Below are 24,733 nucleotides of genomic sequence, written 5' to 3'. Positions count from 1 at the left end.
TGGGTTGGACGGGATTGTGCTTCATGCACTGGCTTTTAACACACTGTTGAGTTCTCAAGAAACGGACGCGTACACCATCGCCCTGACCCGACCAAGCGGTCCGGCCACAACTCCGGGGCGTTCCATTTCGTGTCACTATCTTATCAGGAGTGCCGGTTTCGTGTCAAACTGTCGGATTTCCGACTCTCGACTCGATCCCGCCGAACCCGCTAGGATTGCGACTGCCCCGTTTCCAGGGCAACCCCTCTAACTTACTCCAACATCCGGTCGTTGTCCAATCGTGCGGACACGCCCGATTTGCCGGGATCAGAGAGGGTTTTGCTGGGCAATTCGTCCGCCTCAGGAGGTTTAAACCTGGGACTTCGTTGCCCTGCGGAAAGAACACTACCAGGACTCTCACGTCACAGAGACAACTTGCCAACCATCCCGGAGACTCGCGCGTCCCAAACAGTCATAGGAAGTCGAAGCGCGCAACCAGACGTCAAGCCATTCGCAATCGACTCTGGATACGAAGTAGGCGCGAGGGTCAGGATCCTGACTCCGCCGTGGAGGTGAGCACCATGACCCGCTCGGAGTTCGACGACATCCGCGCGCACATCAACGCGGAGGCCGACCATCCAGGTGACCTACTGAGGGTTGCCAGGTCTCTGCTGAACGACCTTGAAGACGCACGTATGAGAGAGGCGACCCTCCGCGCCTACTATCTGCGTCTCCTCACCGCGGCTCGGGCGACGGTCGCCGCGGAGGCGGCCGGCTATCCGGAGCCGTTGACCTTCCTCACCGACGAGCTCGCCAAGCGTGGCCAGCTCCCGACATCCGAGGACGAGGTGAACCGGATCCTCGCCGACGCTCATACCGCGGCGGCGTTGCTGGCCTGCCTCGAGGAGACCCCTCTCGGGGCCACCCCGATGGGCACCGGCGGGTCTCGCGCGCGGAGGTGTGCCGGCACAAGCCGTAGCCTCCCACGATGAGGCGTTCCGCGTCATTGACCTGGCCTTGAACCAAGATCTGTAAGACTCCAGGCATGTTGCAGCGAGGGCTGAATTGGGCTGCGGCGACCCTCGTGGGCGTCTTCGGCTTTGTCTGGACCGGTGTAGTGATGTTCGCGGCCGTCGAGACCCCGGCGTGGACGTGGATCGGGCAGGTCTCCTTCGGGACCTTCCTCACCTGCTGGGCTCTCTACAAGGCGAGTCTGCTGATACGCCGTACCAAGCCCAGTTTCGTCCCGAGACATCGCCGGGTGAGGGTGCGAGCCTGACGAACGTCATCGCGGGCCGAGCCCCGGCGGCCGCCGACCGGCGCCGGGTCCCGGCCCGTGGCGGTGCCCCGAAGGCATGGCCGGTGACGGCCCGCGGGAGCCCGGCCCTTCGGCCGGTCCGGTGGAGCCCGGAGAGGCTACGAACCCGTCCGGAACGAGCGGAGTTCGTCGGCCACCTCCCGGCACGGCACCCCCAGGTCGAATCGGCTGAGGAGGTGAATGCCCTCCCCCGTGTCGATCTCCAGGAGTTCCGTGCGCGAGGTGAAGCGGGTCCGCGTGTCCACCCGGATGCGTTCGACGGATCTCCACGGCACCCGTTCGGATCCGGCGAAGCCCTTCACCACGACGAGGCCCTCTCCGTCGGCGGTCAGCCGTACCGGAGCGAGGACGTCGCGCACCGCCAGGACCGCCAGGACCGCGGACGCGACACCCGCCAGGATCGCGCCTCGAAGGTCGCCGAGGGTCGACACCGTGAGCACCGCGAAGGCGAGCGCGGCGACGATCTTCATGATGAGGAGGTCGCGGCGCACGCGCCAGCGCAGGACAGGTTCGGACGTTTCGGCCACAGCGGCACGTTACCTCTCGGACTCGGCCTCTTTCGGAGTACCTCTCGCCCGCCGCGCTTACGGCGGTGTGATGCCCCGGCGCAGAAAAGCGTGTTCCGGCTGCCGGAAATGCGAAAGGCCCTGATCTTGAAGATCAGGGCCTTTCGTTTGGTAGCGGGGACAGGATTTGAACCTGCGACCTCTGGGTTATGAGCCCAGCGAGCTACCGAGCTGCTCCACCCCGCGTCGGTGTGTGTTTGAACAATATCCGGAATCCCCCTCCGGCTGCAAATCGGTGCGGGAACGCGGGGTGGCGTGCCCCGCGCCGTCCCGTCCGCGAGAGCTCGGACCGCGGGATGATCGCCCAGGTCAGCGGGGCCACGGCGCGGGCGACGAGCCCGAGTGCCCCAGGCACGCGAATGACGGTGATGTCCGCGCCACCGGTCGTCGACTGCGCGAAACCACCGAGCACGAGACCATCGATGGAGAGGGCGGCGCCGGCCGAGCAGCGGCCGGGGCGCCAGAGCGGCGCCGCGGCCACCGACCGGATGAGCCCGAGCAGGTGGACGGGAGGGGCAGACGGGCGGGGCACCCGTGCGGTGCGGGCTCAGTGCCTCCGTGAAGCCGGGAACGCGGCCCGGAGGTCCGCCCCCTTCCACCCCTCTGCAGGACCGATGACGAGCGCCGCGAGGCCGGGACGACCTCGGATGGGGATCGTGTCGTGGATTCGCATACCCACCGGTGCGGGCAAGTTTCACGAGACATGCGTCCGGTCTTCGCCGGAAGCGGGTTTTCGACGGAGAGCCCTTTTGAGGGAAGAACCGGTCTTTCCGGGAAGAAGCGACAACACAAAGGCCCCGGTCGCCGTTTCCGGCGACCGGGGCCTTCTCTTGTAGCGGGGACAGGATTTGAACCTGCGACCTCTGGGTTATGAGCCCAGCGAGCTACCGAGCTGCTCCACCCCGCGTCGGTGTATGTCTTAACCATACCCGGCTTTGGTGGTGGACGCGAATCGAATAGCGCTGGGCCCTCAGGTGTCTCCTAGGGACTCGGTGTGACCGACGGGACCGGTGTGGCGGACGGTGTCGCCGACGGTGCCGGGGTTCCCGTCGGCGAGGGCGACGGGGTGGGGGTGGCGCCCGTCGTCGCCTCGGTGCCCTTCAGCTTCGACAGCGCCGCCTGGAGCTCCTTCTGGGCGTTGCCGTAGTCGACCCAGTCCGGCGGGGTCTCCTGGAGGGCCTTCTGCGCCTTGTCGTACGCCGCCTGTGCCTCGTCGATGGCCTGGGCCAGCGCGGTGGCGGGCTTGGCCTCCTCCGCCGGCTTTGCCTCGCCCGGCTTGGCCTCCTCCTGTGGCGCCGCCTGGGTGCCGCCGCCGAAGACCTGCTCCAGCGCGCCCTTGAGCGTGTCGGCCGAACCGACCTTGCTGCCGTAGGCCACCAGGACACGGCGGAGGATCGGGTACGGCTCCTGGCCGGAGGCGGCCGCGATCTCCACGTAGACCGGTTCGACGTAGACCAGGCCGTCGGCGAACGGCAGGGTCAGCAGGTTGCCGTAGCGGACCTTCGCCTGGCCGAGTCCGAGCAGGTTGAGCTCGCCGGAGAACTTGTTCTGGAAGTTGTTCTGTACCTGGCCGGGCCCGGGGATCGTGGTGTTGGACGGCATGCGCAGGATGCGCAGCTTCCCGTAGTCGGCTCCCGGGGTGGCGTCCACGGCCATGAACGCGGCCAGGTTGGGCCCCTGGCGCGGCACGAACGTGGTGGTCAGCGAGAACGACGGCGCCGCGGTCTTCGGCATCTTGACCGACAGGTAGTACGGCGGCTGCTTGATGTCGCGCTCGCCCGACGACGGGTCGTTCGGGACGTTCCAGAAGTCCTGGCCGCTGTAGAAGGCGTTCGGATCGGAGATGTGGTACTGGGAGAGCACGTCACGCTGGACCTTGAACAGCGCCTCCGGGTAGCGGAGGTGCTGCTTGAGCTCGGTCGACATCTCCGTCTGCGGCTTGATGACGCCGGGAAAGGCCTTGCGCCAGGTCTGCAGGATGGGGTCCTTCTCGTCCCAGGCGTACAGGCTGACGGTGCCGTCGTAGGCGTCCACCACGGCCTTCACCGAGTTACGCATGTAGTTGATCTGGTCGCGCGGCTGCGGGACCACCAGGCGCGGGTCGGTGATGGTGTCGCGCGTCATCGCCTCCAGGCTCTTGCTCTGGGAGTACGGGTAGGCGTTGGACGTGGTGTACGCGTCGGCGAGCCAGACCACCCTGCCGCCGACGATGGCCGGGTAGGGGTTGTCGTCCAGGCTCAGGAACGGCGCCACCTTGGCGATCCGCGCCTGCGGGTTGCGCTCGTAGAGGATCTTGGAGTTCGCGTTGACGTCACCCGACAGCAGCAGGTTGATCTCGCCGTACTTGGCGGCGTAGAGCATCCGGTTGAGGAAGGACCCGACCGGGACCCCGCCCTTGCCGTCGTAGGTGGTGTTCTTCTGGCCGGTGCCGCCGCTCTCGGGGTAGTCGAGCTCCTGCTTCTGCTGGCCGGTGCCGCCGACGACGACGTACTCGGTCGAGCCGGGCGCCTCGCCGAAGTAGATCCGCGACTCCTTGAGCTTCGTCCGGTCCACCAGGGCGCCGGTGACCGGCATGTCCTTGGCGTCGAAGTTGGGCAGGCCCTCGGAGTCGACCTCGTTGCCGGGCGCGGCCACGAAACCGTTGCCGTGGGTGTAGACGAGGTGCCGGTTGATCCAGTTGTTCTGCTCCGCCGGCGGTCCCGTGAGCTCTCGAACGGCCACGACGGTGTCGCGCAGCGTGCCGTTGGCGTCGGGGTAGCGGTCGACGTCGAGCGGCTCGTGGAAGTCGTAGTAACCGCGGATCCGCTGCTTCTGCTGGTAGGTCTTGGCCACCAGGCTCGGGTCGAGCAGGCGCACGCCGGAGATGGAACTGTCGGCGGTGACGTTGACCTTGGCCGGGTCGCCCTGAGCCGTGTAGTCGATCACTTCGGCTTTGTCGACGCCGTAGGCTTTTCGGGTCGCGTCGATGTTGCGCTTGATGTACTCCTGCTCCTTGCCCTGCTGGTTCGGCTTGACCTGGAACTGCTCGACCAGGGCCGGGTAGACCCCGCCGATCAGGATGGCCGAGAGCACCAGGAGCCCGAAGCCGACGCCGGGCAGCATTCCGCCGGATCGCACGACCCCGGCGAAGAACAGGACCGCGCAGATCAGGGCGATGACCGCCAGGATGCTCTTGGCGGGAAGCACCGCGTTGACGTCGGTGTACGAGGCTCCGTGCCGGAATCCCCGGTCGGAGAAGACCAGCCCGTACCGGTCGACCCAGTAGGCGATCGCCTTCAGCAGCACGAAGACGCCGAGCAGCACCGACAGATGCGCCCGGGCGCCGCGCGATGCGTGCACGCCGGGTGACTGGAGCCGGAACCCGCCGTACAGGTAGTGCACGATCGCCGCCAGCAGGGCGGAGAGCACCACCGCGACGAACAGGAAGTTCAGCACCATCCGGATGAACGGATAGGTGAACATGAAGAAGGAGATGTCGATCTTGAACTGCGGGTCGACCTCGCCGAACGGCGTCGCGTTGACGAATTCCAGCCAGGTCTTCCACTGACCGGAGAAGGACGATCCCGAGAACAGGCCGAGCACCGCCACGCCGATCAGGAAGATCAGCTTGCGGTGCGGGTCGAGGGCCATCCGGTACCGGTCGGCGCCGCTGGCGCCGCCGAACATCCCCGGGCCGAACATCGGCCGCATCCGGTACGCCATCAGCATGTTGCCGCCGACGATGCCCACCATCAGCAGCGCGCCGACGATGAAGAGCAGGATCTGCGTGACGACCACGCCGGAGAAGACGGCCGTGTAATCGACCGAGTCGTACCAGAGGTAATCGGTGAAAATACTGGCAAAGAGGAAGAACAACGCGATTATCGCGACCAGCGCGATCGCGACGGGAACTAGCAGTCGTGGCCGGCGGGGCAAGCGCATTGCCCTGCCGGCTCCGGGGGTCCGGAAGCTCAAGGCCAACCCCTTGTCGTAAGAGCACGGTCCGTGTCTGGCAACCTACACCGGCGGGAGTTGGGTCGCGGTCAGCCTTTCGGGCACGGTCCGGCCACAACGCCCGCTGGTCTCGGGTCCACAGGTCCAACGTACGAGAGGCCTGATGAGTGCCCCGCGACGAGGTCCGGGACCGGAAAACCTGATCTTTTTGTGGATCGGGCGTGGCGTCCCGCTTTCCGGGCTTCTCTTCCCGTGCGGTTCCGGGTTCCGGGTTCCGGGGTCAGCCGGCCGGGCAGCTCGGCACGGAACCCGAGCCGGTGCGGAGCGCGTCGACCGCCTGGACGGCCTCGTGCAGGGTCGAGACCTTGACCAGCCTGAGGCCGGCCGGGATCGCCTTGACCGCCTCGGCGCAGTTTTCCGCGGGGGTGAGGAAGACCGTCGCCCCCGCCTTCCTGGCGCCGACCATCTTCTGCTGGATGCCGCCGATCGGGCCGACCTGGCCCTCAGGGGTGATCGTCCCGGTCCCGGCGATGGACCTGCCGCCGGTCAGCGCCCCGGGGGTGAGCTTGTCGACGATGCCCAGGGAGAAGATCATCCCCGCGCTCGGCCCGCCGACGTCACCGACGTTGATCTTGACCTGGAAGGGGAACTTGTAGCCGATCCGCATGGTGATGCCCACGATGGGGTTGCCGTCCTTGCCCGCGGCGGTCGGGACGGCGACGGTCACGCTCTGGGCGCCCCGCTTGACGATGAAACTGACCTGCTCGCCCGGCTTGTGCCTGCGGACGGAGGCGGAGACGGTCTCGCGGTCGGACACGGGCGTGCCGTCCACCGAGACGATCTCGTCTCCGACCTTGAACTTCCCGTCGGCCGGCAGGCCCTTCTCGGTGGAGGCCACGGTCACGACCGAGCTGTAGGGGATCTTCAACTCCGTCAGCGCCGCCGCGGTCGCGTCGTCCTGGGAGTTGGTCATCTCCTGGGTGTTCTGCTGCTCGACCTCCTTCGCGGTGGTCGTCGGAGGGAAGATCGTCTCCTCGGGCACGACCGCGATGGTGGGATCGATCCACCCCCTGAGCGCGCTGAAAAGGTCGATCCTGGTGCCGGGCCCGCCCTGGTAGGCGACGGTGACGAGGCTGAGCTTGCCTTCCGTCGGATACGTCTGGCGCCCTTCGACGCTGATCACCGGCTTGCCGTCGACGTCGCCGATCGTGTTCTCGGTCGGCCCGGGGCTCAGCACGACGTACGGCACCGGCAGCACGGCGCCGACCAGCGCGAGCATGAGCGTGAGGAAGCCCGCCACCATGAGAGTCAGCGCTCGTCGGGACATGGACAAAGCCTATGCCGTACGACAGGTCATGAAACCGCACCCCGACGCCGCCGCGCCGACGGCCGCGCACCCGCCGGCCGGGCTCACTCGCAGGCCCCGACCCACTCGGAGGAGCCGTCGGTGAAAAGCTGGTTCTTCCAGATGGGAACCTGGCTCTTGAGGTCGTCGATCAGCCTGCGGGAGGCCTCGAACGCCTCACCCCGGTGCGGCGCGGCGACCGCCACGACGACCGCGATGTCGCCGAGTTCGAGGTCGCCGACCCGGTGGACGGCGGCCAGGGCGGTCACGGGAAAGTCCGTGGCGATCTTCTCCGCCACCCGGCGGAGCTCGTCCACGGCGCTCGGGTGCGCCGAGTAGGACAGGCTCGTGACCGGCTTTCCGTGATCCTGCTCGCGTACCGTGCCGACGAAGAGGGTCGTGCCGCCCGCGGCGTGGTCGCCGACGGCGGCGAGCACCTCGTCGACGGAGAGCGCGCTGTCGCGAATATCGAGCAACCGGATGACATCCACGCCGCAAAGCGTACCGCCCGGGAAAAACGGCGTCCGGCCGCGCACCCCCTCGGGGACAGGCGTCCGAGTCGCCCCGCCCCCTCGTCCTTCACGCCCACGTGACGATGCGAGACCGTACGAACTCGTACGGTCCATACGAACTCATACGAACCGGTACTCCAATCGCGGAACGTTCGTCCCGCGCGGACGTCAGGGGCGGCGCTTCTTGCGGGCGGCACGGACGATCGCCGCGGTGCCGAGGACGGCGACGGTGGCGCCGGCCGCGGTGAGTGTGGCCTCCTTGCCGGACAGGCGGCGGCCCACGACGGCGTGCTTGCCCTCACGCAACTCCAGGAGCTGCTCGAACGCGGCCTCGTTGCTCCACTGGGGCTTCCATCCGGCCTCGCGCAGCGCGGTGCAGTCGACCACCCAGGGGTAGACGACGTAGTGCAGGTCGGTGGCCGGGGCCGGGGTGACGCCGAGGCGGTGCAGGCGCTGGGCGGTCCCGAAGGTCAGCCCGGCGGGCAGCTCCAGCCGGCGCAGTCCGGAGATCTCCTCCACCTGCTCCTGCTCCAGCCAGCCGTCGCCGCCCACGGCCACCACCCCCGAGACCGTGCCCAGCGCCGCCATCTCAAGCGCCGAGACGAGATCGTCCACGTGGCAGAACTGCCAGCGGGGGCTGCAGCCCTTGACGGTCAGCAGCCTGGGCGCCTCGAAGTGCCGGGTCACCACGCTGTCGACGCCGGGACCGACCACCGCGGCGGGCCGGACCACGGTCACGCCGAGACCGGGATGGCTGCGCAGGGAGCGCCGGGCCAGCGCCTCGATCTCCAGGTGGTCGCCGACCATGCCCGTGTCGGGCTCGGCGGCCACCGCCGATCCCTCCGGCAGCGGGACGGGATTCTCGGGAACGGCGCCGTACACCATGGCGCTGGTGACCAGCACGACCCGCCGCACCCGTGCGGCGGCGCTGGCGGTGAGCACCGTCTGGGCCGCTCGCAGATTGTAGGCGCGCCGCTCCGCAGGGTTGACGTCGAGCGCGTAGTCGGCCGCCAGATGCACGAGCACGTCGATATCAGATATGCGGTTCGCCAAGAGCGGATCTCGGACATCGAGGACCCGCCAGGTGACGTCGGGAACATCGCCACGCTGCTCGTCGATGGCCACGACCCTGCGGAAATCCGCAGACGAGGCGACCTTCGCGAGGAAGGCACGGCCTAGGCCCGAGGCGGCGCCGGTGACGGCGACGACGGGGGGCCGGGAGCGTTTCGAGGTAGGCACCAGGTCCTCACTTTGCACTGACCCGCCATGCGACGGATAACGTGGCGGATGTGGACTCCTCCATCCTGCACGAGGTAGAGCGGTGACTGACTTGCCAGGTCGGGAAAACGACCCCAACGAGAATCCGTTCGCCATGTTCGGCAACCCGGAGCAGATCGCAGCGGCAATGCGCCAGTTCGCCGACATGCTCTCCGCTCCGCCGACCTCAGGTCCCGTCAACTGGGACATGGCGAAGAACATCGCACGGCACGTCGTGGTCGCCGAGGGCGATCCGAGTGTCATGGAGGGCGAGCGGCGCCAGATCGTCGACGCCCTGAATCTGGCCGATCTATGGCTCAACGAGGCGACCTCCCTGCCGAGCGGGGTGAGCAACCCCCAGGCGTGGAGCCGTTCCGAGTGGATCGAGAAGACCGTCCCGGTCTGGCAGAAACTCTGTGACCCGATCGCCGCCCGCATGGTCGAGACCATGAGCGGCACGCTCAGTGCCACCGGTCTGCCCCCGGAGGCACAGGCCATGGCCGGGCCGCTGATGGGGATGATGAAGCAGATGGGCGGCATGATGGTCGGCCAGCAGATCGGCCAGGCCGTCGGCTCGCTCGCCCTCGAAGTGATCGGCTCCACCGACATCGGCCTGCCGCTGTCGGACAACGCCGCCCTGCTGCCCGGCGGCGTCGCGGCGTTCAGCCAGGGTCTGGAGACCCCCGCCGAGGAGATCCGCCTCTATCTCGCCCTGCGCGAGGCGGCCCACCACCGGCTGTTCCAGCACGTGCCGTGGCTGCGCGCGCACCTGCTCGGAGCCGTGGAGGAGTACGCCAAGGGCATCACGGTGGACGCCTCCGCGCTGGAGGAGCAGCTCCGCGGGCTCGACATCAACAACCCCGAGCAGCTCCAGCAGGCGCTGAGCGGCGGCAACCTGCTCAAGCCCGAGGAGACCGAGCGGCAGAAGGCCGCCCTGTCCCGGCTGGAGACCATGCTCGCCCTTGTCGAGGGCTGGGTCGGCACCGTCGTGGACGGCGCCGCGGACGGCAAACTCCCCTCGGCGACCGCGCTGTCGGAGACCGTACGGCGCCGCAGGGCGACCGGCGGCCCCGCCGAGCAGACCTTCGCCACGCTCGTCGGCCTCGAACTCAGGCCCCGCCGCCTGCGCGAGGCCGCCGCCCTGTGGCAGGCCCTGGAGGCCGATCGGGGCGTCGACGGCCGCGACGCGGTCTGGAGCCACCCCGACCTGATGCCCACCGCCGACGACCTCGACAACCCCGAGAGGTTCGTACGGGGCGAGCCCGAGCTCGACCTGTCGTCCCTGGAGGGGAGCCTGCGGCAGGAGCCTCCGGCCGCCCCGGGCGAGGACGGCGACGACGATGGGAAGGGCCGCAAGGACGACGACGGCCGGGACGGCGGCGTGTGAGCCTGCGCGCCGACGCGAAGGAGGTGCTCACGGGGTGGACCGCACCCACGGCGGAGGAGGAGATCCTCCGCAAGGAGTTCCTGGAGCACCTCCACGCCCATGACGACGCCATGTGGCGCGAGTGCGTCCCGGGCCACCTGACGGCCACGACCGCGGTGCTCTCCCACGACGGCGAGCGGGTGCTGCTGACGCTGCATCCCAAGGCCGGGATGTGGCTGCCCATGGGAGGGCACTGCGAGCGCGGCGACGCCTCCCTGGAGGCGGTGGCGCTGCGTGAGGCCACCGAGGAGTCCGGTATCGCGGGACTGCGGCTGCTGCCGGGCCCGCTCGCGCTCGACCGGCACCTGGTCTGGTGCCACCCGCCGCACAGCAGCCATCTCGACGTCGAGTACGGCGCCGTCGCCCCCGCCGACGTGGAGGCCGTGATCAGCGCCGAGTCGCTCGACCTACGCTGGTTCCCGGTGGAGGAGATCCCCGAGCTCTCCGACGAGGCGACCCGCCGCCTGGCCCGCCGCGCCCGCGAGGTCCTGCGCTCCACGTGACCGGACGCTCGGCCTCGTGCGGCTCGGCGACCGGTTCCGGGCCGTTCGGGGCATGCGCCGAGGGCATTGGACCGTTTTACGCTTGTCTCACCTTTCCCCGGATATCTTCGTCCTCATCAGGCTGTACGGAGCGGATCGGGGCACTGTGAGTGTGGACATCGTGGCTGACAGGGGCGTCGGAGGCGTCGGAGGCACCATCGTGCCGCCGGCGCGGCGACGCCGCTGGAGGATTCCCAGAAGCCTCGCCTGGGCCGCGGTGACCCCGTTCGCCGCCTGGGCGGTGGCCCGGGTGGCCGGGCTCGAACGCGACTCGCTGACCACCCAGCTCATGACCGGTACCCCGTACGTGGCCGCGGCCTCGCTCGTGCCGGTGCTGCTGTCCGCGCTGACCCGCAACCGGACGGTGACGGCCGTGGCGCTGGTCACCGCCGCGGCGCTCGGCCTCAGCGTGCTCCCCAGGGCCTTCCGCTCCGGGGAGGCCGTGACGGGGACGCCCCTGCGGGTGCTGACGCTCAACACGCTGTTCGGGCACGCCGAACCCGGCGCCGTGATGGATCTGGTCCGGCGGCTGAACCCGGATGTGCTCAGCACCCAGGAGCTGACACCGGGGATGGTCGAGAAGCTGGAGGCGGCCGGGCTGGAGAAGATCATGCCGTACCAGGTGCTGGAGCCGGAGTGGAGCGCCGGGGGCAGCGGCCTGTACGCGCGGTATCCGCTGACCCCGAGGAAGAACCTGTTCGAGGCGATCGGGCACAACATGCCCGCCGCGCTGATGACCGTGCCCGGCGCCAAGCCCGTCGAGATCGTCGACGTGCATCCCTTCCCGCCGCTGGGCAGGCAGGTGTACGACTGGACCGCGGCGCTGGACGCGCTGCCCTCCGCCGCGCCCGACACGATCCGCATCCTCGCGGGCGACTTCAACGCCAGCCTCGACCACGCGGCCATGCGCCGTTTCCTGAGCCGCGGCTATCTGGACGCGGCCGACAGCGCCGGGGAGGGCCTCACCCCCACGTGGCCGGTCAACAAGCGCGTCCCCGCACTGATCACGATCGACCACGTCGTGGCGGACCGGCGGGTGGGAGTGAACGCGGTCAGCGTGCACACCGTTCCCGGCACCGACCACCGGGCCGTCTTCGCCGACCTGCGCCTGCCCTCACTCTGACGGGCCGGTCACCCGGGCACCCGGTCTCGCGGGCCGCCTGAACCATCCTGAGCCGCCCGGACACTTGAACGGGCCGGACACCCGGACGGGCCGGGCACCCAGATGGTTCGGGCACTCGGGCGCTTCGGGACGGGTGAGCAGGCGCTCGATCATCCGAGGACTCAGGGCGAGAGCAGTGCCCGGGTGTTGTCCCAGCCTTCCAGGCCCGGGTCGAGGAGGCCGATGTCGCCGGGGGTGCGCAGGCGGTGCCAGCCCGGGCCCCTGGCGACCATGCGGCTGCCGGGCGCGGAGGCGCGGAGTGTCTTGATCGGATCGAGGTCGTCGAAGCCCACCGCGGCCCAGGCCGGATAGGGCAGATGAGCGGCCAGCGCGACCGTGCCGCCCCCCGTGTCCGGGCAGACGGCGATCCTGGCCCTGCCGAGCTCGCGGAAGAGCTTGCCGATGAGCAGCGGGGGCAGGTCGGGCGCGTCGGCGCTCAGCAGGACCGCCTGCTCGCCGTACGGCAGGGCCGCGAAGGCGGCCTCGACCAGGGCGCCGCCGGAAAGATCGGGGATCTCGACGACCGGGGTGCCCGGCCAGACGATCTCCTCCATGCCCGGGACGCTCGTCACCACGACGGGAGAGACGAAGTCCAGGCCGGCGACGAGCTCGTAGGTGTCTTCGGCGACGGCGGTGAGGAAGTCGGTGGCGTCGACTCCCGGAGGAGCCGCGTCCGCCACGGAGGGCGTGACGAGAACGGCCACCACTCGATCTTCCGTCAACATTCCTCCGCGGAACCGTGAGCCGCCGTGGAGAATCCCTCCAGGAAGCCTCGCGCCCGCTCGGCCTTGGGATAGCGTTCCACAAGCGCCCAGAAGCGCGAGCCGTGACTCGGCACCAGCAGGTGGACGAGCTCATGCATGATCACGTAGTCGACCACCCACGACGGCATGCCCCGCAGCCGCGTGGAGATCCTGATGGTGCCGTGATCAGGGGTGCACGAGCCCCAGCGGTGCTGCTGGTTCTCCACCCAGCGCACGCTCGACGGCTTCGCCTCCCCGCCCAGGTAGCGGGCCGACAGATCGACGGCCCGATCGAGGAGATCGTCGTCGGAGGGACGTCTGCGCTGCTCCTTGGCCGCGAGGCGATCGAGCATACGGCGCACCCATTGTTCCTCATCGGTGCTACTCAGACCGGCGGGGAGGAGCACGATCGTTTTCTCGCCGTCGCGGTACGCAGAAACCGTCCGCCGGCGGCGAGAACTGCGGCGGACCTCGACTGTCTCGGGGGGCACATATGAACGGTAGCCGAGAATGACGAATTCACACCAGGGGGTAGAACACGTTCCCGCTGGTCAATCCCCGTTCGTCGTTTGTTCAACACGGGTGATCAACTATGACCGTGACTTATCTAATTAACCTGGATATCAGCCGTCTCATGCGTTGCCGAATCGCGGAGTCCGTCGTTCTCTCTGGGCCGCCAGCCCCTCAAGCATGTCGTCGGAGATCATCGTGACCGGCTGGGCGAGGGATTCCCAGCGCAGCGCGGCGTCGAGGTCCGCGTGTCCGCCACCCGACAGGGCGATCTTGGTGAGCCGGGTGGCGACCGGCGCGCCGGCCGCCGCGCGCGCCGCGATCCCCATCACCTCGGCCATCAGCGACTCGCGGGGGAACGCCCTGGTCACCAACCCTGCGGGCGCCGCCTCCGCGCCCGTCATCGTCCGCCCTGTGAGCAACATCTCCCGGGCCACGCCCACCCCCGCGACCCTGGGCAGCAGGTAGGTCGCCGCCATGCCGGGGTGCAGGCCGAGCGAGGTGAAGGGGACGAGCAGCTTGGCCTCCTCGGCGGCGTAGACCAGGTCGCAGGCGAGGGCGAGGCACAGTCCCGCTCCGACGGCCGAGCCGTTGACGGCGGCGATGGTCGGCACCTCCAGGTCGGCGATCGCCAGCCAGGTCCGGTAGAAACCGAGCATCCGCTCGCGCAGTGCGGGTACTCCCTCGGCGGCACGCTCGGCGAGCCAGGACAGGTCTCCTCCCGAACAGAACGCGTTTCCCGCCCCGGTGACGACGACGCACCGGAGGGCACGATCCGCCGCGAGATCGGCGACGGCCAGCCGCCAACGGGCGGTCATTCCTTCGGTCATCGCGTTGCGCCGATCGGGGCGGTTCAGAGTGAGCACCGCGACGCCGTCGTCACGCCGGTCGACCAAGAGCTCGTCCATGCCGGGGAGCGTAACCCACCCTCTCCCGTCCACCACTTCCCGGGGCCGCCTGCCCCCGCCTGCCTCTCCGGTCCGTACGCCCCCATTCCTCCCGTCGCCCTCGAAACCGTCCGCCCGTCTCCCTGGACGTTTCCCGTCCCGGAAAACGAGGCGGATTCCCCGCTCCGGTGAGCGGAACGGACATTCCTTGTCCGGGAGAGGCGGAAGCCCGCATGTCCCCGAGACGGGCGTATCCCTAGGGACGGAGGGGGCGAAAGGTTCATTTCGGATTAACCCCAGGGGTGAGTTATCCACAGGGCGGGAGTTATCCACAGGCGTGGGAAAAGGCGTCCGGGACCGTACCGGGCCATGCCACGCTGGCACACCCAGCCACCCCCGGCCTGCTCGATCCCCCGCTCAACGGCTCATCCGCGGGCCGTCCCGAGGAAAGGTTCCCCGATGCGACCACGTCTGAAGCCCGCTCTGCGCCGCGTCGCCCGTGACGGGCGCACCCTGCAGTTCGGGCTGCATCCCCGCCACGCGGTGGTGCTGACCGATCTCGAGCCCGAGGTCCGCCGCTGGGTGGAGAGCCTCGACGGCGTACGGGATGTCGCGGGCGTGCTGGCCGGCGCCGCCGAGGCGGGTCTTGGCGAGGAGCAAGGCCGAACCCTGCTCGACCTGCTGGTCAGCCGTGGCGTGGTGGACGACGCGGGTGCGGGTCCAGGCCCGCTGCGCGCGCTCGCGATGGCCGAGCGCGATCGGCTCCAGCCGGATCTCGACGCACTCTCCCTGACTCCGGGCACGATCGACGGCGGGCTCGCCGTGCTGGAGCGCCGGAGAGAGGCCCAGGTGCGGGTCTACGGCGCGGGCCGGGTGGGCGCGCAGGTCGTCGGCCTGCTCGCCGCCTCCGGGATCGGCCGTATCTGCGTCATCGACCCCGGTACGGCGCGGCGGCGGGATGTCGTCCCCGGTGGCCTCGGCTGGACGGAGGTGGGAATGAGCAGGCAGGACGGCGCGGTCGCGGTGGCCAGGAGACTGGCGCCCGGTCTCACGGCCTGGACCGGCGACGGGGCGGCCCAGCTGGCCGACGGGGCCAGGCCTCCGGACCTGGCGGTGCTCGCGCCGGTGGTGCCGCTGGACGGACTGTTGGTCAGGGAGCTCGTCGAGTGGGAGATCCCGCATCTGCTGGTCACCGCCTTCGAGGGCTCCGGGTCGGTCGGCCCCCTGGTGCTGCCTGGTCGGAGCACATGCCTGCACTGTTTAGATTTGACCCGACGAGACCGCGACCCCGGATGGCCCGTCGTCAGCGCCCGGCTGGGCGGTTTCCCCGCGGGAGAAATCGCGTGCGGCACGGCGCTGTCGACGCTGGTGGCGGCGTCGGCGGCAGGTCACGCACTCGCTGTGATCGACGGCCGTGAACCCGCTGTGACAAACAGCACAATGGAAGTATTGCCAGATTGGAGCTGGAAGAGGCGATCCTGGAGTGTTCATCCTCAATGTCGTTGCTTCCGAAACGAGTTGGGTTCGCTAACAATGGTCGCGTCGGCTACCTGCCGCTGACGGATACACAGCGAAGGGAGGGAGCGGCGTCTCGCTGTGCCAGCGGATACGCCGCCAACCAAGGTGAGTGACCTTCCGCGCCGCGCCGTTGCGCGCTCCGCCAAGCTGGCGGCCCTGCCGATCGGGTTCGCCGGCCGCACCGCTCTCGGTCTCGGAAAACGGATCGGGGGCAAGTCCGCCGAGATCGTCGCCCAGGAAATCCAGGAACGCACCGCCGAGCAGATCTTCAAGGTTCTCGGGGAGCTCAAGGGCGGGGCGATGAAGCTCGGCCAGGCGCTGTCCATCTTCGAGGCGGCGCTTCCCGCCGAGATCGCCGGCCCCTACCGCGCCACCCTGACCAAACTCCAGGACGCGGCCCCACCACTTCCCGCGGCGACCGTGCACAAGGTCCTCGTCGAGCAGCTGGGGGACGACTGGCGGGAGAACTTCCTGTCGTTCGATGACAAACCCACCGCCGCCGCGTCGATCGGGCAGGTGCACAAGGCGGTCTGGCACGACGGCCGGACGGTCGCGGTCAAGATTCAGTATCCGGGGGCGGGGAAGGCCCTGCTCTCCGACTTCACCCAGCTGTCCCGGCTCGGCAAGCTCTTCGGGGTGCTGCTGCCCGGTCTCGACATCAAGGCCGTCCTGAGCGAGTTGCGCGAGCGGGTGGTCGAGGAGCTCGACTACCTCCATGAGGCCGAGGCCCAGCACGCCTTCGCCCTGGAATTCAAGGACGATCCCGACTTCCTGATCCCGGACGTGATCGCCGCCAACGAGCAGGTGCTCGTCTCCGAATGGGTCGACGGTACTCCACTGTCGCGGATCATCACCGACGGCACCCAGGAGGAGCGCGACCGGGCCGGACTCCAGCTCGTCCGTTTCCTGTTCTCCTCGCCCGCGCGGTTGGGCATGCTCCACGCCGACCCTCATCCGGGCAACTTCCGGATCGTCGAGGACGGCCGGATGTGCGTTCTCGACTTCGGCGCGGTCAACCGGATGCCCGACGGATACCCACCGATCTTCGGAAAGCTGACCCGCATCTTCAACAACGGCGACATGTCGACCGTGGTGCAGGGCCTGCGTGACGAGGGCTTCATCCAGCCGCACATCGAGATCGACCCCGAAGCCCTGCGGGCGTTCCTGGCCCCCTACGTCGAGCCGACCGCCGTGGAGGAGTTCTCGTTCAGCAGGGAATGGCTCCAGCGGCAGGCCGCCACAGCCACCGACCTGCGTCCCGGCAACGTGGTGCGCCAGCTCAACCTGCCCGCCTCGTACGTCCTCATCCACCGCGTGCACGCGGCGGGGGTCGGCGTCCTCTGCCAGCTCGGCGCCACCGCCCGCTTCCGAGAGGAGGTCATCCGCTGGGTCCCCGGATTCACCGACGAGGATTCGGGAGAACCCACTCTCACCAGCGCCTGAGGAATATTTTCCTTCCCCCGGCGCCCCTCGACACCCCTCAGCGCGACGTCCCTCAACGTCCCGCGACATCCCATGACGTCCGTGTCCCGCGACGCCCGGTGGCGCTCCGTGGCAGGGTGACCTGGCGAAACGTTTGAGGGGTGGCCCGCCGGAGCGGGTCACCCCTCGTTCGTCCGTCTGGCTTTTCTCGTCCGTCTCGTTCTTGGATCCGTCTCGCGTGCGACCACGTGTGTCTCTCGTGCGTTCTCCACACGTCGCCGCCGGTTCCTACCGAACAGACACGACAGTCTTACCGAACAGACACGGCAGCTCAGACGAGGCGCAGGATCGCGTTCCGCAGGCGCGCCGAGGCACGCTCCGCGTCGCGCTCCGCGCGCTGGAGGCGCTGAAGGCCGGCGGCCCTGCGATGCTCCTCCGCCTCGCGGTGAAGGGTCCGTATTCGGTCACGGACCAGTTCTTCTTGCATAGACGGCAGGTCGAGGCCTCTGGCGGTGAAGTAGCTCATCGAAATGGTCCTTTCGGGAACGTGCGGCTCGTGATGGCTCGGGTTCTCGGTGGTTCAGGTTCTCGGTGGTGCGGTGGTGTGCGGTTCTCGGTGGTTCGTGGTTCTCGGCGGTCCGAACAGCGACCGGATCGTTCAGGCAGCGACCGGGTTCTTGCGGGGACGCCCGCGCGGACGCTTCCGGGGGACGATCGCCCCCCGCAGGACGAGCTCGCCTCCCCAGACGCCCCACGGCTCCTCGCGCTCCAGCGCGCGGGCCAGGCAGGCCTCACGGATCGGGCAGCCTCCGCAGAGCGCCTTGGCGAACTCCACGTCCTCCGGAGACTCGGCGAACCACAGGTCGGGGTCGGTACGACAGGGGATTGTGGCTTCGTCGATCAGGTCCATGACCGTCTGGGCCCCCATCTGCTTCACCTCTCAGCTAGGTGTTGATCTTTGATTACCTCTTGGGGTGGGGGTCAGGAATGACGCGGACAAACAAGAAGGCCGCGGATCCTGGGTGCGGATCCGCGGCCTGAAGGCTTTTTCCTCGGTCAGGTTATGACCGGAGGATGCCCCCAGGGTTGCGGACCGCGCAGTCCACCGTTTCCGATGTGCTTGGTCGTTGCTGCGTAGCTGTCGCCCACTCGGTTACGAGCAGCCGGAACGTCCGTCGCCGGGAAAGCGATCGGAGCGAACCAACGGCCGGTCTCGACCTGGAGATGGACAGGGTTGGCCTGCTGAACCAGAGCTGCCGCGCCGCCGGCGAGGATGATCTGGCTGTCACAAGACAGAACGGTGTTACGGCGCGCGGAAGTGAGCCCCATCTGGGACGACATCAGAATGTTCCTCACAGCGGACTCACCTCCATTCGTTGATCGTCGGACAGTGACGTCCGACTTGCTTGAGCATGACCCTAAACCCCGGCCCCAGGAGGGGGCAACATATTTTCTACCTGCGACTTTGCGACTATCTCACGCGGATCATCGCCTCCTGCACTACCGACACGGCCAGTTCTCCGGACCGGGTGAACATCTCGCCCTTGGCGAGCCCCCGCGCCGCCCCCGACCAGGGCGACTCCTGGGCGTAGAGCATCCACTCGTCCACGCGGAAGGGACGGTGGAACCACATCGCGTGGTCCAGCGAGGCACCGGAGAGGTTGGACGCGCCCCATGCCAGGCCGTGGGTCAGCAGCACCGTGTCGACCAGGGTGAAGTCGGAGGCGTAGGCGGCGAGCACCACGTGCAGCAGCGGATCGTCGGGCAGTTCCGCGTCGTAGCGGAACCACACGTCGGTGTTTGAACCGCGCAGCTCCGGGTCGCGGTAGGCCTCCCAGGTGAGGGGCGTCACGTAGCGGGCGTCCACCGGCCTCGGCCTGGACAACCACTCGCGCAGCGGCGAGTCCGCCCCCACGGCCTGGAGCATCCGGTCCTGGAAGAGCGGCAGGCCCTCGGGATCGACCACCTGGGGCATCGTGGCCGCCTGGTGCTCGACACCGGTCTCCGTCACGTGGAAGGAGGCCGACATCGTGAATATCGCCTTGCCGTGCTGGACGGCCACCACCCGCCGGGTGGTGAAGGACCGGCCGTCGCGGACCCGCTCGACGTTGTAGACGATCGGGATGGCCGGGTCGCCGGGACGGATGAAGTAGGCGTGCAGCGAGTGGACGTTGCGGTCGTCGGGCACCGTCCGTCCCGCGGCGACCAGTGCCTGGGCGGCCACCTGGCCGCCGAAGACACGCTGGATGCGCTCCTCCGGACTACGCCCTCTGAAGATGTCGAGCTCGATCTGCTCCAGGTCGAGCAGGTCCAGGAGCTCCTTTAACGCCTCGTTCACACGCCCTCCGTCCGGTTCGCGGCGATACGACACAGTTCGAGCACCGCCTCGCCATAACGGTCCAGTTTGACGCGTCCGATTCCGGTGATCGCCAGCAGGTCCTGTTCCGAGAGCGGCGCCCGCTCGGCGATGGCCTGGAGGGTGACGTCGGTGAAGATCGCCCACTGGGGGATCTTCTCGTGCCTCGCCACTCCCGTACGCCAGGACTTGAGCGACTCGAGCAGCGCCTCGTCGTAGTCGGCGGGGCAGCCGGTGCACCTGCCGAGCTTCTGCTCCGCGGCGGCGGCCAGGGTCTTGCCGCAGACCCGGCAGCTGATCGGAGCGGCGACCTGACGGCGATCGGCCGCCGCGGCCGGGGCGGCGGCTCGGCTTTTCTGCGCGGATCGGCCGGTGAGCCCGTCCAGGAAGCGGGAGGGTTTGCGGGAACGCCGCCCGCCGGGCGAACGCGCCAGCGCCCACGACAGCCCCAGGTGGGCGCGGGCGCGGGTGACGCCGACGTACAGGAGACGGCGCTCCTCCTCGATCTGGTCGAGCGACTCGGCGTAGATGATAGGCAGCATGCCCTCGGTGACGCCGACGAGGAAGACCGCGTCCCACTCCAGGCCCTTGGCGGCGTGCAGCGAGGCCAGGGTGACGCCCTCGACCGGCGGCGCGTGCTGCTCCCCGGCCCGGCGCTCCAGCTCGGCGACGAAGGCGGGCAGGTCGGCGCCGGTGGCCGCGAGGTCCTCTGCGAGGTCGGCCAGGGCCTTCAGCGACTCCCACTTCTCGCGGGCCTTGCCGCCGCCCGGCGCCTCGGGGGTGAGCCCGATGCCGGACAGGATGTGGTGCACGGTCGAGACGAGCGTGTCGCCGGGTTCGGCCGAGCGGGCGGCACCGCGCAGCAGCACGACCGCCTGGCGGACCTCGGGGCGCTCGAAGAAGCGGTCGGCGCCGCGCAGCACGTACGGCAGACCGGCCTTGGCGAAGGCCTGCTCGTACGCCTCCGACTGGGCGTTGACCCGGAACAGCACGGCGATCTCGCGGGTCGGCACGCCGCCACCGACGAGCTTCTTCACCGCCCGCGCCACGCCCTCCGCCTCGGCGGTCTCGTCGTCGTACTCGGTGAAGACCGGTTCGGGGCCGTCCGGGCGCTGGGCGATCAGGGCGAGTTTGTGGGGGGTCCGTGCCCTGTCGAGCACCCGGTTGGCCAGGGAGACGACCTGGGGGGTGGAGCGGTAGTCGCGGACCAGCTTGATCACGGTGGCGTTGGGGTGCTCGACCGAGAAGCCGGTCAGGTAGCGGGGGGTGGCGCCGGTGAAGGAGTAGATCGTCTGGTTGGGGTCGCCGACCACGCACAGGTCGTCGCGCCCGCCGAGCCAGGTGTCGAGCAGCAGCTTCTGCAGCGGGTTGACGTCCTGGTACTCGTCGACCACGAAGTAGCGGTACTGCTGGCGGATCTGGGAGGCCACCTCGCGGTGCTCGGTCATCACGGCCGCGGTGAGCTCCAGGATGGTCTCGAAGTCGACCAGGTGCCGCTCGCGGCGGAGGTTCTCGTAGGCCTCGTAGAGCCGGAAGACCTCCTCCGGGGCCACGGGCGAGGTGCGGCCCGCCTTCCTGGCGGCCTCCGCGTAGTCCTCGGGGGCGATCTGGGTGACCTTGGCCCATTCGATCTCGGAGGCGATGTCGCGCAGTTCCGAACGGTCCTGGTTCTTACGCAGGGAACGGCAGGCGTCGATCAGCAGCGGCAGCTTCGACTCGATCACCCTGGGCGGGTCGCCACCGATGACACGCGGCCAGAAGTAGGTGAGCTGGCGCAGCGCGGCGGCGTGGAAGGTGCGCGCCTGCACGCCCGGCGTGCCGAGCTGCCGCAGCCGCTGCCTGAGCTCACCGGCCGCACGTGTGGTGAACGTCACCGCCAGCACGCCCTGGGCGTCGACCACCCCGCTGTGAACCGCGTGCGCGATGCGGTGGGTGATGGCGCGGGTCTTTCCCGTCCCGGCTCCGGCGAGGACGCAGACCGGCCCCCGGACGGCTTCGGCCACCTCACGCTGCTCGGGATCCAGTGCCGCCAGAACGTTGTCGGGCCCCACGGAGCCTCCTTACACGCAGTCGAACACACGCGATCGAACGGACCGGGCGGCAACATCCTCCCAGTCACCGGCCAAGCATCAGTCATTCTGGCAACTTGCCGCCGTCAACCTATGTGGTTCGTCGAGATGCACAAAGCAGGCTTTTTACTCCACAATGGGGGCCGAACGATTCCGGGGAAGGAAGAGGCCCGTGCGAACTGGGGTAACCGTGGGTGCGCTCGCCCTGGCGGCGGCGATGATCGGACCCGCGGTGGTGTACACGACCGCGCATGCCCACGGGATCTCGACTCCAGCCCAGCCCAGCGGTACGCCCGGCCCGGCGAAGGCCGGCACCGGGGAGACCGCCGATACGGCCAGGACCGGCGCCGAGAGGGCCTCGGGTACGGCGAGGTCCGGAGCGGGCAGGGCGGACACCGGCACGTACGGCACGGCGACGGCCAGCGTGGGGGTGGCCGAGGTCGGCAGGGCCGATGTCAGCAGAGCCGGTGCCGGCAGGACCGGTGCCGGCAGGACCGCCACGGACGCGGCCGAGTCCAGGGCCGCCGGAGCCCGCGCGACCGAGACCAGGGCCGCCGGAGTCAACGCGACCGAGACCAGGAAGACCGGCGCGGGGAAGGCCTGTACCCCGAAGGGCGGTAAGGGCGACCCGACACCCCCTCCGGTGACGGAGCCCGACCCGTTGACCCAGGGCACCGTCGTCAACACCGTCGCGTACGGCCCGCACGTTCGCCAGCGCATGGACGTCTGGTACCAGACCGACGAGCTTAAGCGGCCCGGCGTCTTCCTGATCCACGGCGGCTGGTGGTCGTCGGGTGACAAGAAGTACATGACCGAGATAAGCCGGAGCTACGCCGAGCAGGGCTACGTCGTCTTCAACATCAACTACCGCCTCTCCACCGACGCCTCCTGGCCGGCCCAGCGCACCGACACCCTCGACGCGATCGCCACCGCGCGGCGGCACGCGGCGCTGTGGTCCTTCGACCCGAGCAACTACGTGATCGTCGGCTTCTCCGCCGGAGGCCACCTGGCCAGTGCGGCGGGCACCTACAAGAGCCGCCTGCCCGGCCTGCGCGGCGTGGTCGGCATCTCCCCGGTGATCTCCCCGCTCACGGCGTACACCGAGGGCGCCGACACCTTCGACCTGGAGAAGCGCAAGCTGCGCGAGTCGGCCATCAAGCTCGCCGGGGGCTGTGAGCCCACCGGTAAGTGCGCCAGGGTCTGGGCGAGCATGGAGGTCCCGTGGCACGCGAGCCGCGGTGACGCGCCCATGCTGGTCGTGCACTCGGAGGACGAGTTCGTGTCGGCGGAGCACGGCAAGCAGCTCAAGGAGCACCTGCGCCAGGTCGGCGTGCCGGTGACGATCGTCACCGAGCCCGGCATCGAGCACAGCGCGCCTCTTTACCGGCTGCCCGGCGTGGCGGAGCGGGTCCAGCAGTGGGTCGCGGAGAAGCTGCTCTCACCGGGAAGATGACCGGCCCTCGCTTTGTTGCCAATGGCGCCGGACATCACATGAGGGGATTTCTCACGACATGGCGCTGACTGTGTACACCACCACCTGGTGCGGCCCCTGCAAGCGACTGAAGAGCCAGCTGAGCCGCGAGGGGATCTCCTACAACGAGATCGACATCGAGAGCAATCCGGACGCCGCCACGTTCGTCATGAGCGTCAACAACGGTAACCAGGTCGTACCCACCGTCGTGGTCGACTCCCCCACCGGCCGGATCGTCAGGACCAACCCCTCGGTGATCGAACTCAAGCGCATCCTGGCGGGCGCGGGCGTGTAGCCGCTTCCCCGCGACGCCCGAGCCCCGGTTCCGCTTCCACGGACACCGGGGCTCCCGTCCGCCGGGACGGCCTCCACCCGGACGATCTCCCGGACGGCCTCGCCCGGGACGGCCCGCCGGCTGCCGATCGGTGATGAGACCTCCCCGCGGCGGGCGGGATCACCAGCGGGCGGGGTCACCGGCGGGCAGGGTCACCAGTCGCCGGTCAGCGGTTCGCCGTACCAGGTCTCGATGAGCCTGCGGGCGATCGACACCTCGGACGGCAGGCGCACCTCGCCGCTCTCCGTCGCGGCCCGTAGCTCGGCGCGGCTGAACCAGTGGGCCTCGGCGATCTCCTCGGGGTCGAGGACGAACTCCGTCGACGTGGCCCGCGCGAAGAAGCCGAGCATCAGGCTGCGCGGGAACGGCCAGGGCTGGCTGCCCATGTACCGGGGCTCGGCGACGCGCACCCCGACCTCCTCGGCCACCTCGCGCGCCACGGCGTGCTCCAGCGACTCGCCCGGCTCGACGAACCCGGCCAGCACCGACAGCCGCCCCTCGGGCCACTGAGGCCCCCTGGCCAGCAGGCACCTGTCATCGTCGTCGTGGATCAGCATGATCACCGCGGGGTCGACCCGGGGAAAGTGCTGGCTGCCGTCCTTGGGGCAGACGCGCACGTGCCCGCCCGCGCGCACCTCCGTGCCGCTCCCGCACCGGGGACAGAACTCGTGGGTGGAGTGCCAGGCGTCCAGGGCGACCGCGTACACCAGCAGCCCGGCTTCCAGGTCGCCCAGCAACGACCCCACCTGGCGGAGCCCCGCGGTGAGGGTCTGGTCCTCCGCCGGCTCCGAGGGGGGCAGCGGGGAGACGATCCGGGTGAAGGAACCGTTGTGGACGCTGCCGGCCAGCGGCGCCGCCACGGCGAAGTAGGCGATGCCCTCGGCGTCGACACCGAGCAGGTAGCGCTCCCCCTCCGGCGCGTCGGCCGTGGGCAGCAGAACCAGCTTGACCTCTCCGCCACTGCGCCGGACCAGCGCCTGCCCGTCGTCGACGACCACGACCCTGGTCGCGGTGTCCGCCCAGGTCCTTTCGAGCCATTCGGCGTCGCCGCGAAGCCCCGCCGACCGGTCGATGGCACTGCGCGCGAGCAGCAGCGGCCCCAACAGTCCTTCTTGTGCCGTGATCTCCACGCTGTTCCGCCTCCCCAACCGAGTGCACATACTATGTCGCCGGGCGGGGCCCTCTCCGCCCTTCCCTGCTTACGGCCCTGCGTGAGGGCGGAAGTGCACGGTACGCGTCCCAGCACATCACCGGCTTTTCCCTCCTTCCTCTCCCTCGTCCCCGGTTCCTGGTGCCCGTCTCCTCCGGTCCGGGGTTCTCCGGGCTCTCCCGGCTTCTCCCGGGCTTTCCCGGGCTCCTCCGGCACGAGCCGGGGGTGCGACC

The 24,733-nt window shown here is 69.3% G+C and carries 23 protein-coding genes and 2 tRNA genes; 9 read left to right on the top strand and 16 right to left on the bottom strand.

Going from position 1 to position 24,733, the window contains the following annotated elements; translation table 11 throughout:
- The first annotated feature begins 560 nt into the window (after positions 1-560).
- Both AB0G15_RS09755 and AB0G15_RS09750 read left to right on the top strand, forming a co-directional pair.
- Entirely contained in the window at positions 561-971 is a 411-nt protein-coding gene (locus tag AB0G15_RS09755) for a hypothetical protein (RefSeq protein ID WP_362837099.1), read from the top strand.
- 53 nt (positions 972-1,024) lie between these two features.
- A complete protein-coding gene (locus AB0G15_RS09750) occupies positions 1,025-1,258 on the top strand; it encodes a hypothetical protein (RefSeq protein ID WP_362837098.1) in 234 nt (77 codons plus the stop codon).
- A gap of 137 nt (positions 1,259-1,395) precedes the next feature.
- Here the strand turns inward: AB0G15_RS09750 and AB0G15_RS09745 are convergent, their stop codons facing one another.
- The 7 genes from AB0G15_RS09745 to AB0G15_RS09715 form a co-directional block, all read right to left on the bottom strand.
- Complete coding sequence (locus AB0G15_RS09745) at positions 1,396-1,824, bottom strand: PH domain-containing protein (protein ID WP_362685566.1); 429 nt, start codon at positions 1,822-1,824, stop codon at positions 1,396-1,398.
- Between the two features lie 148 nt (positions 1,825-1,972).
- A tRNA-Met gene (locus AB0G15_RS09740) sits at positions 1,973-2,049 on the bottom strand.
- 647 nt (positions 2,050-2,696) lie between these two features.
- Positions 2,697-2,770, bottom strand: a tRNA-Met gene (locus AB0G15_RS09735).
- Positions 2,771-2,844: 74 nt separating this feature from the next.
- Positions 2,845-5,784, bottom strand: coding sequence for a UPF0182 family protein (locus tag AB0G15_RS09730; protein ID WP_362837097.1), 2,940 nt, complete (start codon positions 5,782-5,784; stop codon positions 2,845-2,847).
- Positions 5,785-6,076: 292 nt separating this feature from the next.
- Positions 6,077-7,123, bottom strand: coding sequence for a PDZ domain-containing protein (locus AB0G15_RS09725; RefSeq protein WP_362837096.1), 1,047 nt, complete (start codon positions 7,121-7,123; stop codon positions 6,077-6,079).
- A gap of 83 nt (positions 7,124-7,206) precedes the next feature.
- The gene (locus tag AB0G15_RS09720; protein ID WP_362837094.1) at positions 7,207-7,632 is read right to left on the bottom strand and encodes a molybdenum cofactor biosynthesis protein MoaE; all 426 of its coding nucleotides are present in this window, start codon (positions 7,630-7,632) and stop codon (positions 7,207-7,209) included.
- Between the two features lie 189 nt (positions 7,633-7,821).
- The gene (locus tag AB0G15_RS09715) at positions 7,822-8,895 is read right to left on the bottom strand and encodes an NAD-dependent epimerase/dehydratase family protein (protein ID WP_362837104.1); all 1,074 of its coding nucleotides are present in this window, start codon (positions 8,893-8,895) and stop codon (positions 7,822-7,824) included.
- Positions 8,896-8,974: 79 nt separating this feature from the next.
- Here AB0G15_RS09715 and AB0G15_RS09710 point away from each other — a divergent pair, with 79 nt between their 5' ends.
- The 3 genes from AB0G15_RS09710 to AB0G15_RS09700 all read left to right on the top strand — a co-directional run bounded on the left by AB0G15_RS09710 (position 8,975) and on the right by AB0G15_RS09700 (position 12,001).
- A complete protein-coding gene (locus AB0G15_RS09710) occupies positions 8,975-10,297 on the top strand; it encodes a zinc-dependent metalloprotease (RefSeq protein WP_362837092.1) in 1,323 nt (440 codons plus the stop codon).
- A complete protein-coding gene (locus AB0G15_RS09705) occupies positions 10,294-10,839 on the top strand; it encodes an NUDIX domain-containing protein (RefSeq protein WP_362837090.1) in 546 nt (181 codons plus the stop codon). The genes AB0G15_RS09710 and AB0G15_RS09705 overlap by 4 nt, the downstream gene beginning before the upstream one ends.
- A 160-nt stretch (positions 10,840-10,999) precedes the next feature.
- Positions 11,000-12,001, top strand: coding sequence for an endonuclease/exonuclease/phosphatase family protein (locus AB0G15_RS09700; RefSeq protein WP_362837088.1), 1,002 nt, complete (start codon positions 11,000-11,002; stop codon positions 11,999-12,001).
- Positions 12,002-12,162: 161 nt separating this feature from the next.
- On the opposite strand, the gene AB0G15_RS09695 is transcribed toward AB0G15_RS09700, so the two are convergent.
- The 3 genes from AB0G15_RS09695 to AB0G15_RS09685 form a co-directional block, all read right to left on the bottom strand.
- The gene (locus AB0G15_RS09695; RefSeq protein ID WP_362837086.1) at positions 12,163-12,744 is read right to left on the bottom strand and encodes a hypothetical protein; all 582 of its coding nucleotides are present in this window, start codon (positions 12,742-12,744) and stop codon (positions 12,163-12,165) included.
- A gap of 14 nt (positions 12,745-12,758) precedes the next feature.
- Positions 12,759-13,274: a M48 family metallopeptidase gene (locus tag AB0G15_RS09690; RefSeq protein WP_329085638.1), complete on the bottom strand. Its 516-nt coding sequence runs from the start codon at positions 13,272-13,274 to the stop codon at positions 12,759-12,761.
- Positions 13,275-13,415: 141 nt separating this feature from the next.
- A complete protein-coding gene (locus AB0G15_RS09685) occupies positions 13,416-14,201 on the bottom strand; it encodes an enoyl-CoA hydratase/isomerase family protein (protein WP_362837084.1) in 786 nt (261 codons plus the stop codon).
- Between the two features lie 438 nt (positions 14,202-14,639).
- Here AB0G15_RS09685 and AB0G15_RS09680 point away from each other — a divergent pair, with 438 nt between their 5' ends.
- Both AB0G15_RS09680 and AB0G15_RS09675 read left to right on the top strand, forming a co-directional pair.
- Positions 14,640-15,740, top strand: coding sequence for a ThiF family adenylyltransferase (locus tag AB0G15_RS09680; RefSeq protein ID WP_362837082.1), 1,101 nt, complete (start codon positions 14,640-14,642; stop codon positions 15,738-15,740).
- A 63-nt stretch (positions 15,741-15,803) separates the two neighbouring features.
- Positions 15,804-17,141: an AarF/UbiB family protein gene (locus tag AB0G15_RS09675; protein WP_362685536.1), complete on the top strand. Its 1,338-nt coding sequence runs from the start codon at positions 15,804-15,806 to the stop codon at positions 17,139-17,141.
- A 310-nt stretch (positions 17,142-17,451) separates the two neighbouring features.
- On the opposite strand, the gene AB0G15_RS09670 is transcribed toward AB0G15_RS09675, so the two are convergent.
- From AB0G15_RS09670 to AB0G15_RS09650, 5 genes are all read right to left on the bottom strand, one after another.
- Positions 17,452-17,646, bottom strand: coding sequence for a hypothetical protein (locus tag AB0G15_RS09670; RefSeq protein ID WP_362837080.1), 195 nt, complete (start codon positions 17,644-17,646; stop codon positions 17,452-17,454).
- A gap of 132 nt (positions 17,647-17,778) precedes the next feature.
- Entirely contained in the window at positions 17,779-18,048 is a 270-nt protein-coding gene (locus AB0G15_RS09665; RefSeq protein WP_329085648.1) for a WhiB family transcriptional regulator, read from the bottom strand.
- A 128-nt stretch (positions 18,049-18,176) separates the two neighbouring features.
- Complete coding sequence (locus AB0G15_RS09660; protein WP_362837078.1) at positions 18,177-18,461, bottom strand: hypothetical protein; 285 nt, start codon at positions 18,459-18,461, stop codon at positions 18,177-18,179.
- A gap of 130 nt (positions 18,462-18,591) precedes the next feature.
- Positions 18,592-19,458: an acyl-CoA thioesterase II gene (tesB, locus tag AB0G15_RS09655; protein WP_362837076.1), complete on the bottom strand. Its 867-nt coding sequence runs from the start codon at positions 19,456-19,458 to the stop codon at positions 18,592-18,594.
- Positions 19,455-21,527: an ATP-dependent DNA helicase UvrD2 gene (locus AB0G15_RS09650; RefSeq protein WP_362837074.1), complete on the bottom strand. Its 2,073-nt coding sequence runs from the start codon at positions 21,525-21,527 to the stop codon at positions 19,455-19,457. The genes tesB and AB0G15_RS09650 overlap by 4 nt, the downstream gene beginning before the upstream one ends.
- 190 nt (positions 21,528-21,717) lie before the next feature.
- On the opposite strand from AB0G15_RS09650, the gene AB0G15_RS09645 reads away from it, so the two are divergent.
- Positions 21,718-22,998 carry an alpha/beta hydrolase fold domain-containing protein gene (locus AB0G15_RS09645; RefSeq protein ID WP_362837072.1) on the top strand — a complete coding sequence of 427 codons (1,281 nt, stop codon included), beginning with the start codon at positions 21,718-21,720 and terminating at the stop codon, positions 22,996-22,998.
- Positions 22,999-23,056: 58 nt separating this feature from the next.
- Positions 23,057-23,311, top strand: a complete 255-nt coding sequence (locus AB0G15_RS09640; protein WP_362685518.1) for a glutaredoxin domain-containing protein — start codon at positions 23,057-23,059, stop codon at positions 23,309-23,311.
- Positions 23,312-23,502: 191 nt separating this feature from the next.
- Here the strand turns inward: AB0G15_RS09640 and nudC are convergent, their stop codons facing one another.
- The gene (gene nudC / locus AB0G15_RS09635) at positions 23,503-24,480 is read right to left on the bottom strand and encodes an NAD(+) diphosphatase (RefSeq protein ID WP_362837070.1); all 978 of its coding nucleotides are present in this window, start codon (positions 24,478-24,480) and stop codon (positions 23,503-23,505) included.
- Positions 24,481-24,733: the final 253 nt, after the last annotated feature.

It is taken from the genome of Streptosporangium sp. NPDC023825, assembly GCF_040639575.1.
Taxonomy (GTDB): domain Bacteria; phylum Actinomycetota; class Actinomycetes; order Streptosporangiales; family Streptosporangiaceae; genus Streptosporangium.
The sequence above is the reverse complement of the archived record's forward strand: the minus strand, read 5'-3'. Positions and strand labels throughout refer to the sequence as shown.

What these genes read in the sequence shown, in the direction of transcription:
- AB0G15_RS09755 (WP_362837099.1), top strand. Translation starts at nt 561, where the DNA reads ATGACCCGCTCGGAGTTCGACGACATCCGCGCGCACATCAACGCGGAG.
- AB0G15_RS09750 (WP_362837098.1), top strand. Translation starts at nt 1,025, where the DNA reads ATGTTGCAGCGAGGGCTGAATTGGGCTGCGGCGACCCTCGTGGGCGTC.
- AB0G15_RS09730 (WP_362837097.1), bottom strand. Translation starts at nt 5,784, where the DNA reads ATGCGCTTGCCCCGCCGGCCACGACTGCTAGTTCCCGTCGCGATCGCG.
- AB0G15_RS09725 (WP_362837096.1), bottom strand. Translation starts at nt 7,123, where the DNA reads ATGTCCCGACGAGCGCTGACTCTCATGGTGGCGGGCTTCCTCACGCTC.
- AB0G15_RS09685 (WP_362837084.1), bottom strand. Translation starts at nt 14,201, where the DNA reads ATGGACGAGCTCTTGGTCGACCGGCGTGACGACGGCGTCGCGGTGCTC.
- AB0G15_RS09680 (WP_362837082.1), top strand. Translation starts at nt 14,640, where the DNA reads ATGCGACCACGTCTGAAGCCCGCTCTGCGCCGCGTCGCCCGTGACGGG.
- AB0G15_RS09670 (WP_362837080.1), bottom strand. Translation starts at nt 17,646, where the DNA reads ATGAGCTACTTCACCGCCAGAGGCCTCGACCTGCCGTCTATGCAAGAA.
- AB0G15_RS09665 (WP_329085648.1), bottom strand. Translation starts at nt 18,048, where the DNA reads ATGGGGGCCCAGACGGTCATGGACCTGATCGACGAAGCCACAATCCCC.
- AB0G15_RS09660 (WP_362837078.1), bottom strand. Translation starts at nt 18,461, where the DNA reads ATGTCGTCCCAGATGGGGCTCACTTCCGCGCGCCGTAACACCGTTCTG.
- AB0G15_RS09640 (WP_362685518.1), top strand. Translation starts at nt 23,057, where the DNA reads ATGGCGCTGACTGTGTACACCACCACCTGGTGCGGCCCCTGCAAGCGA.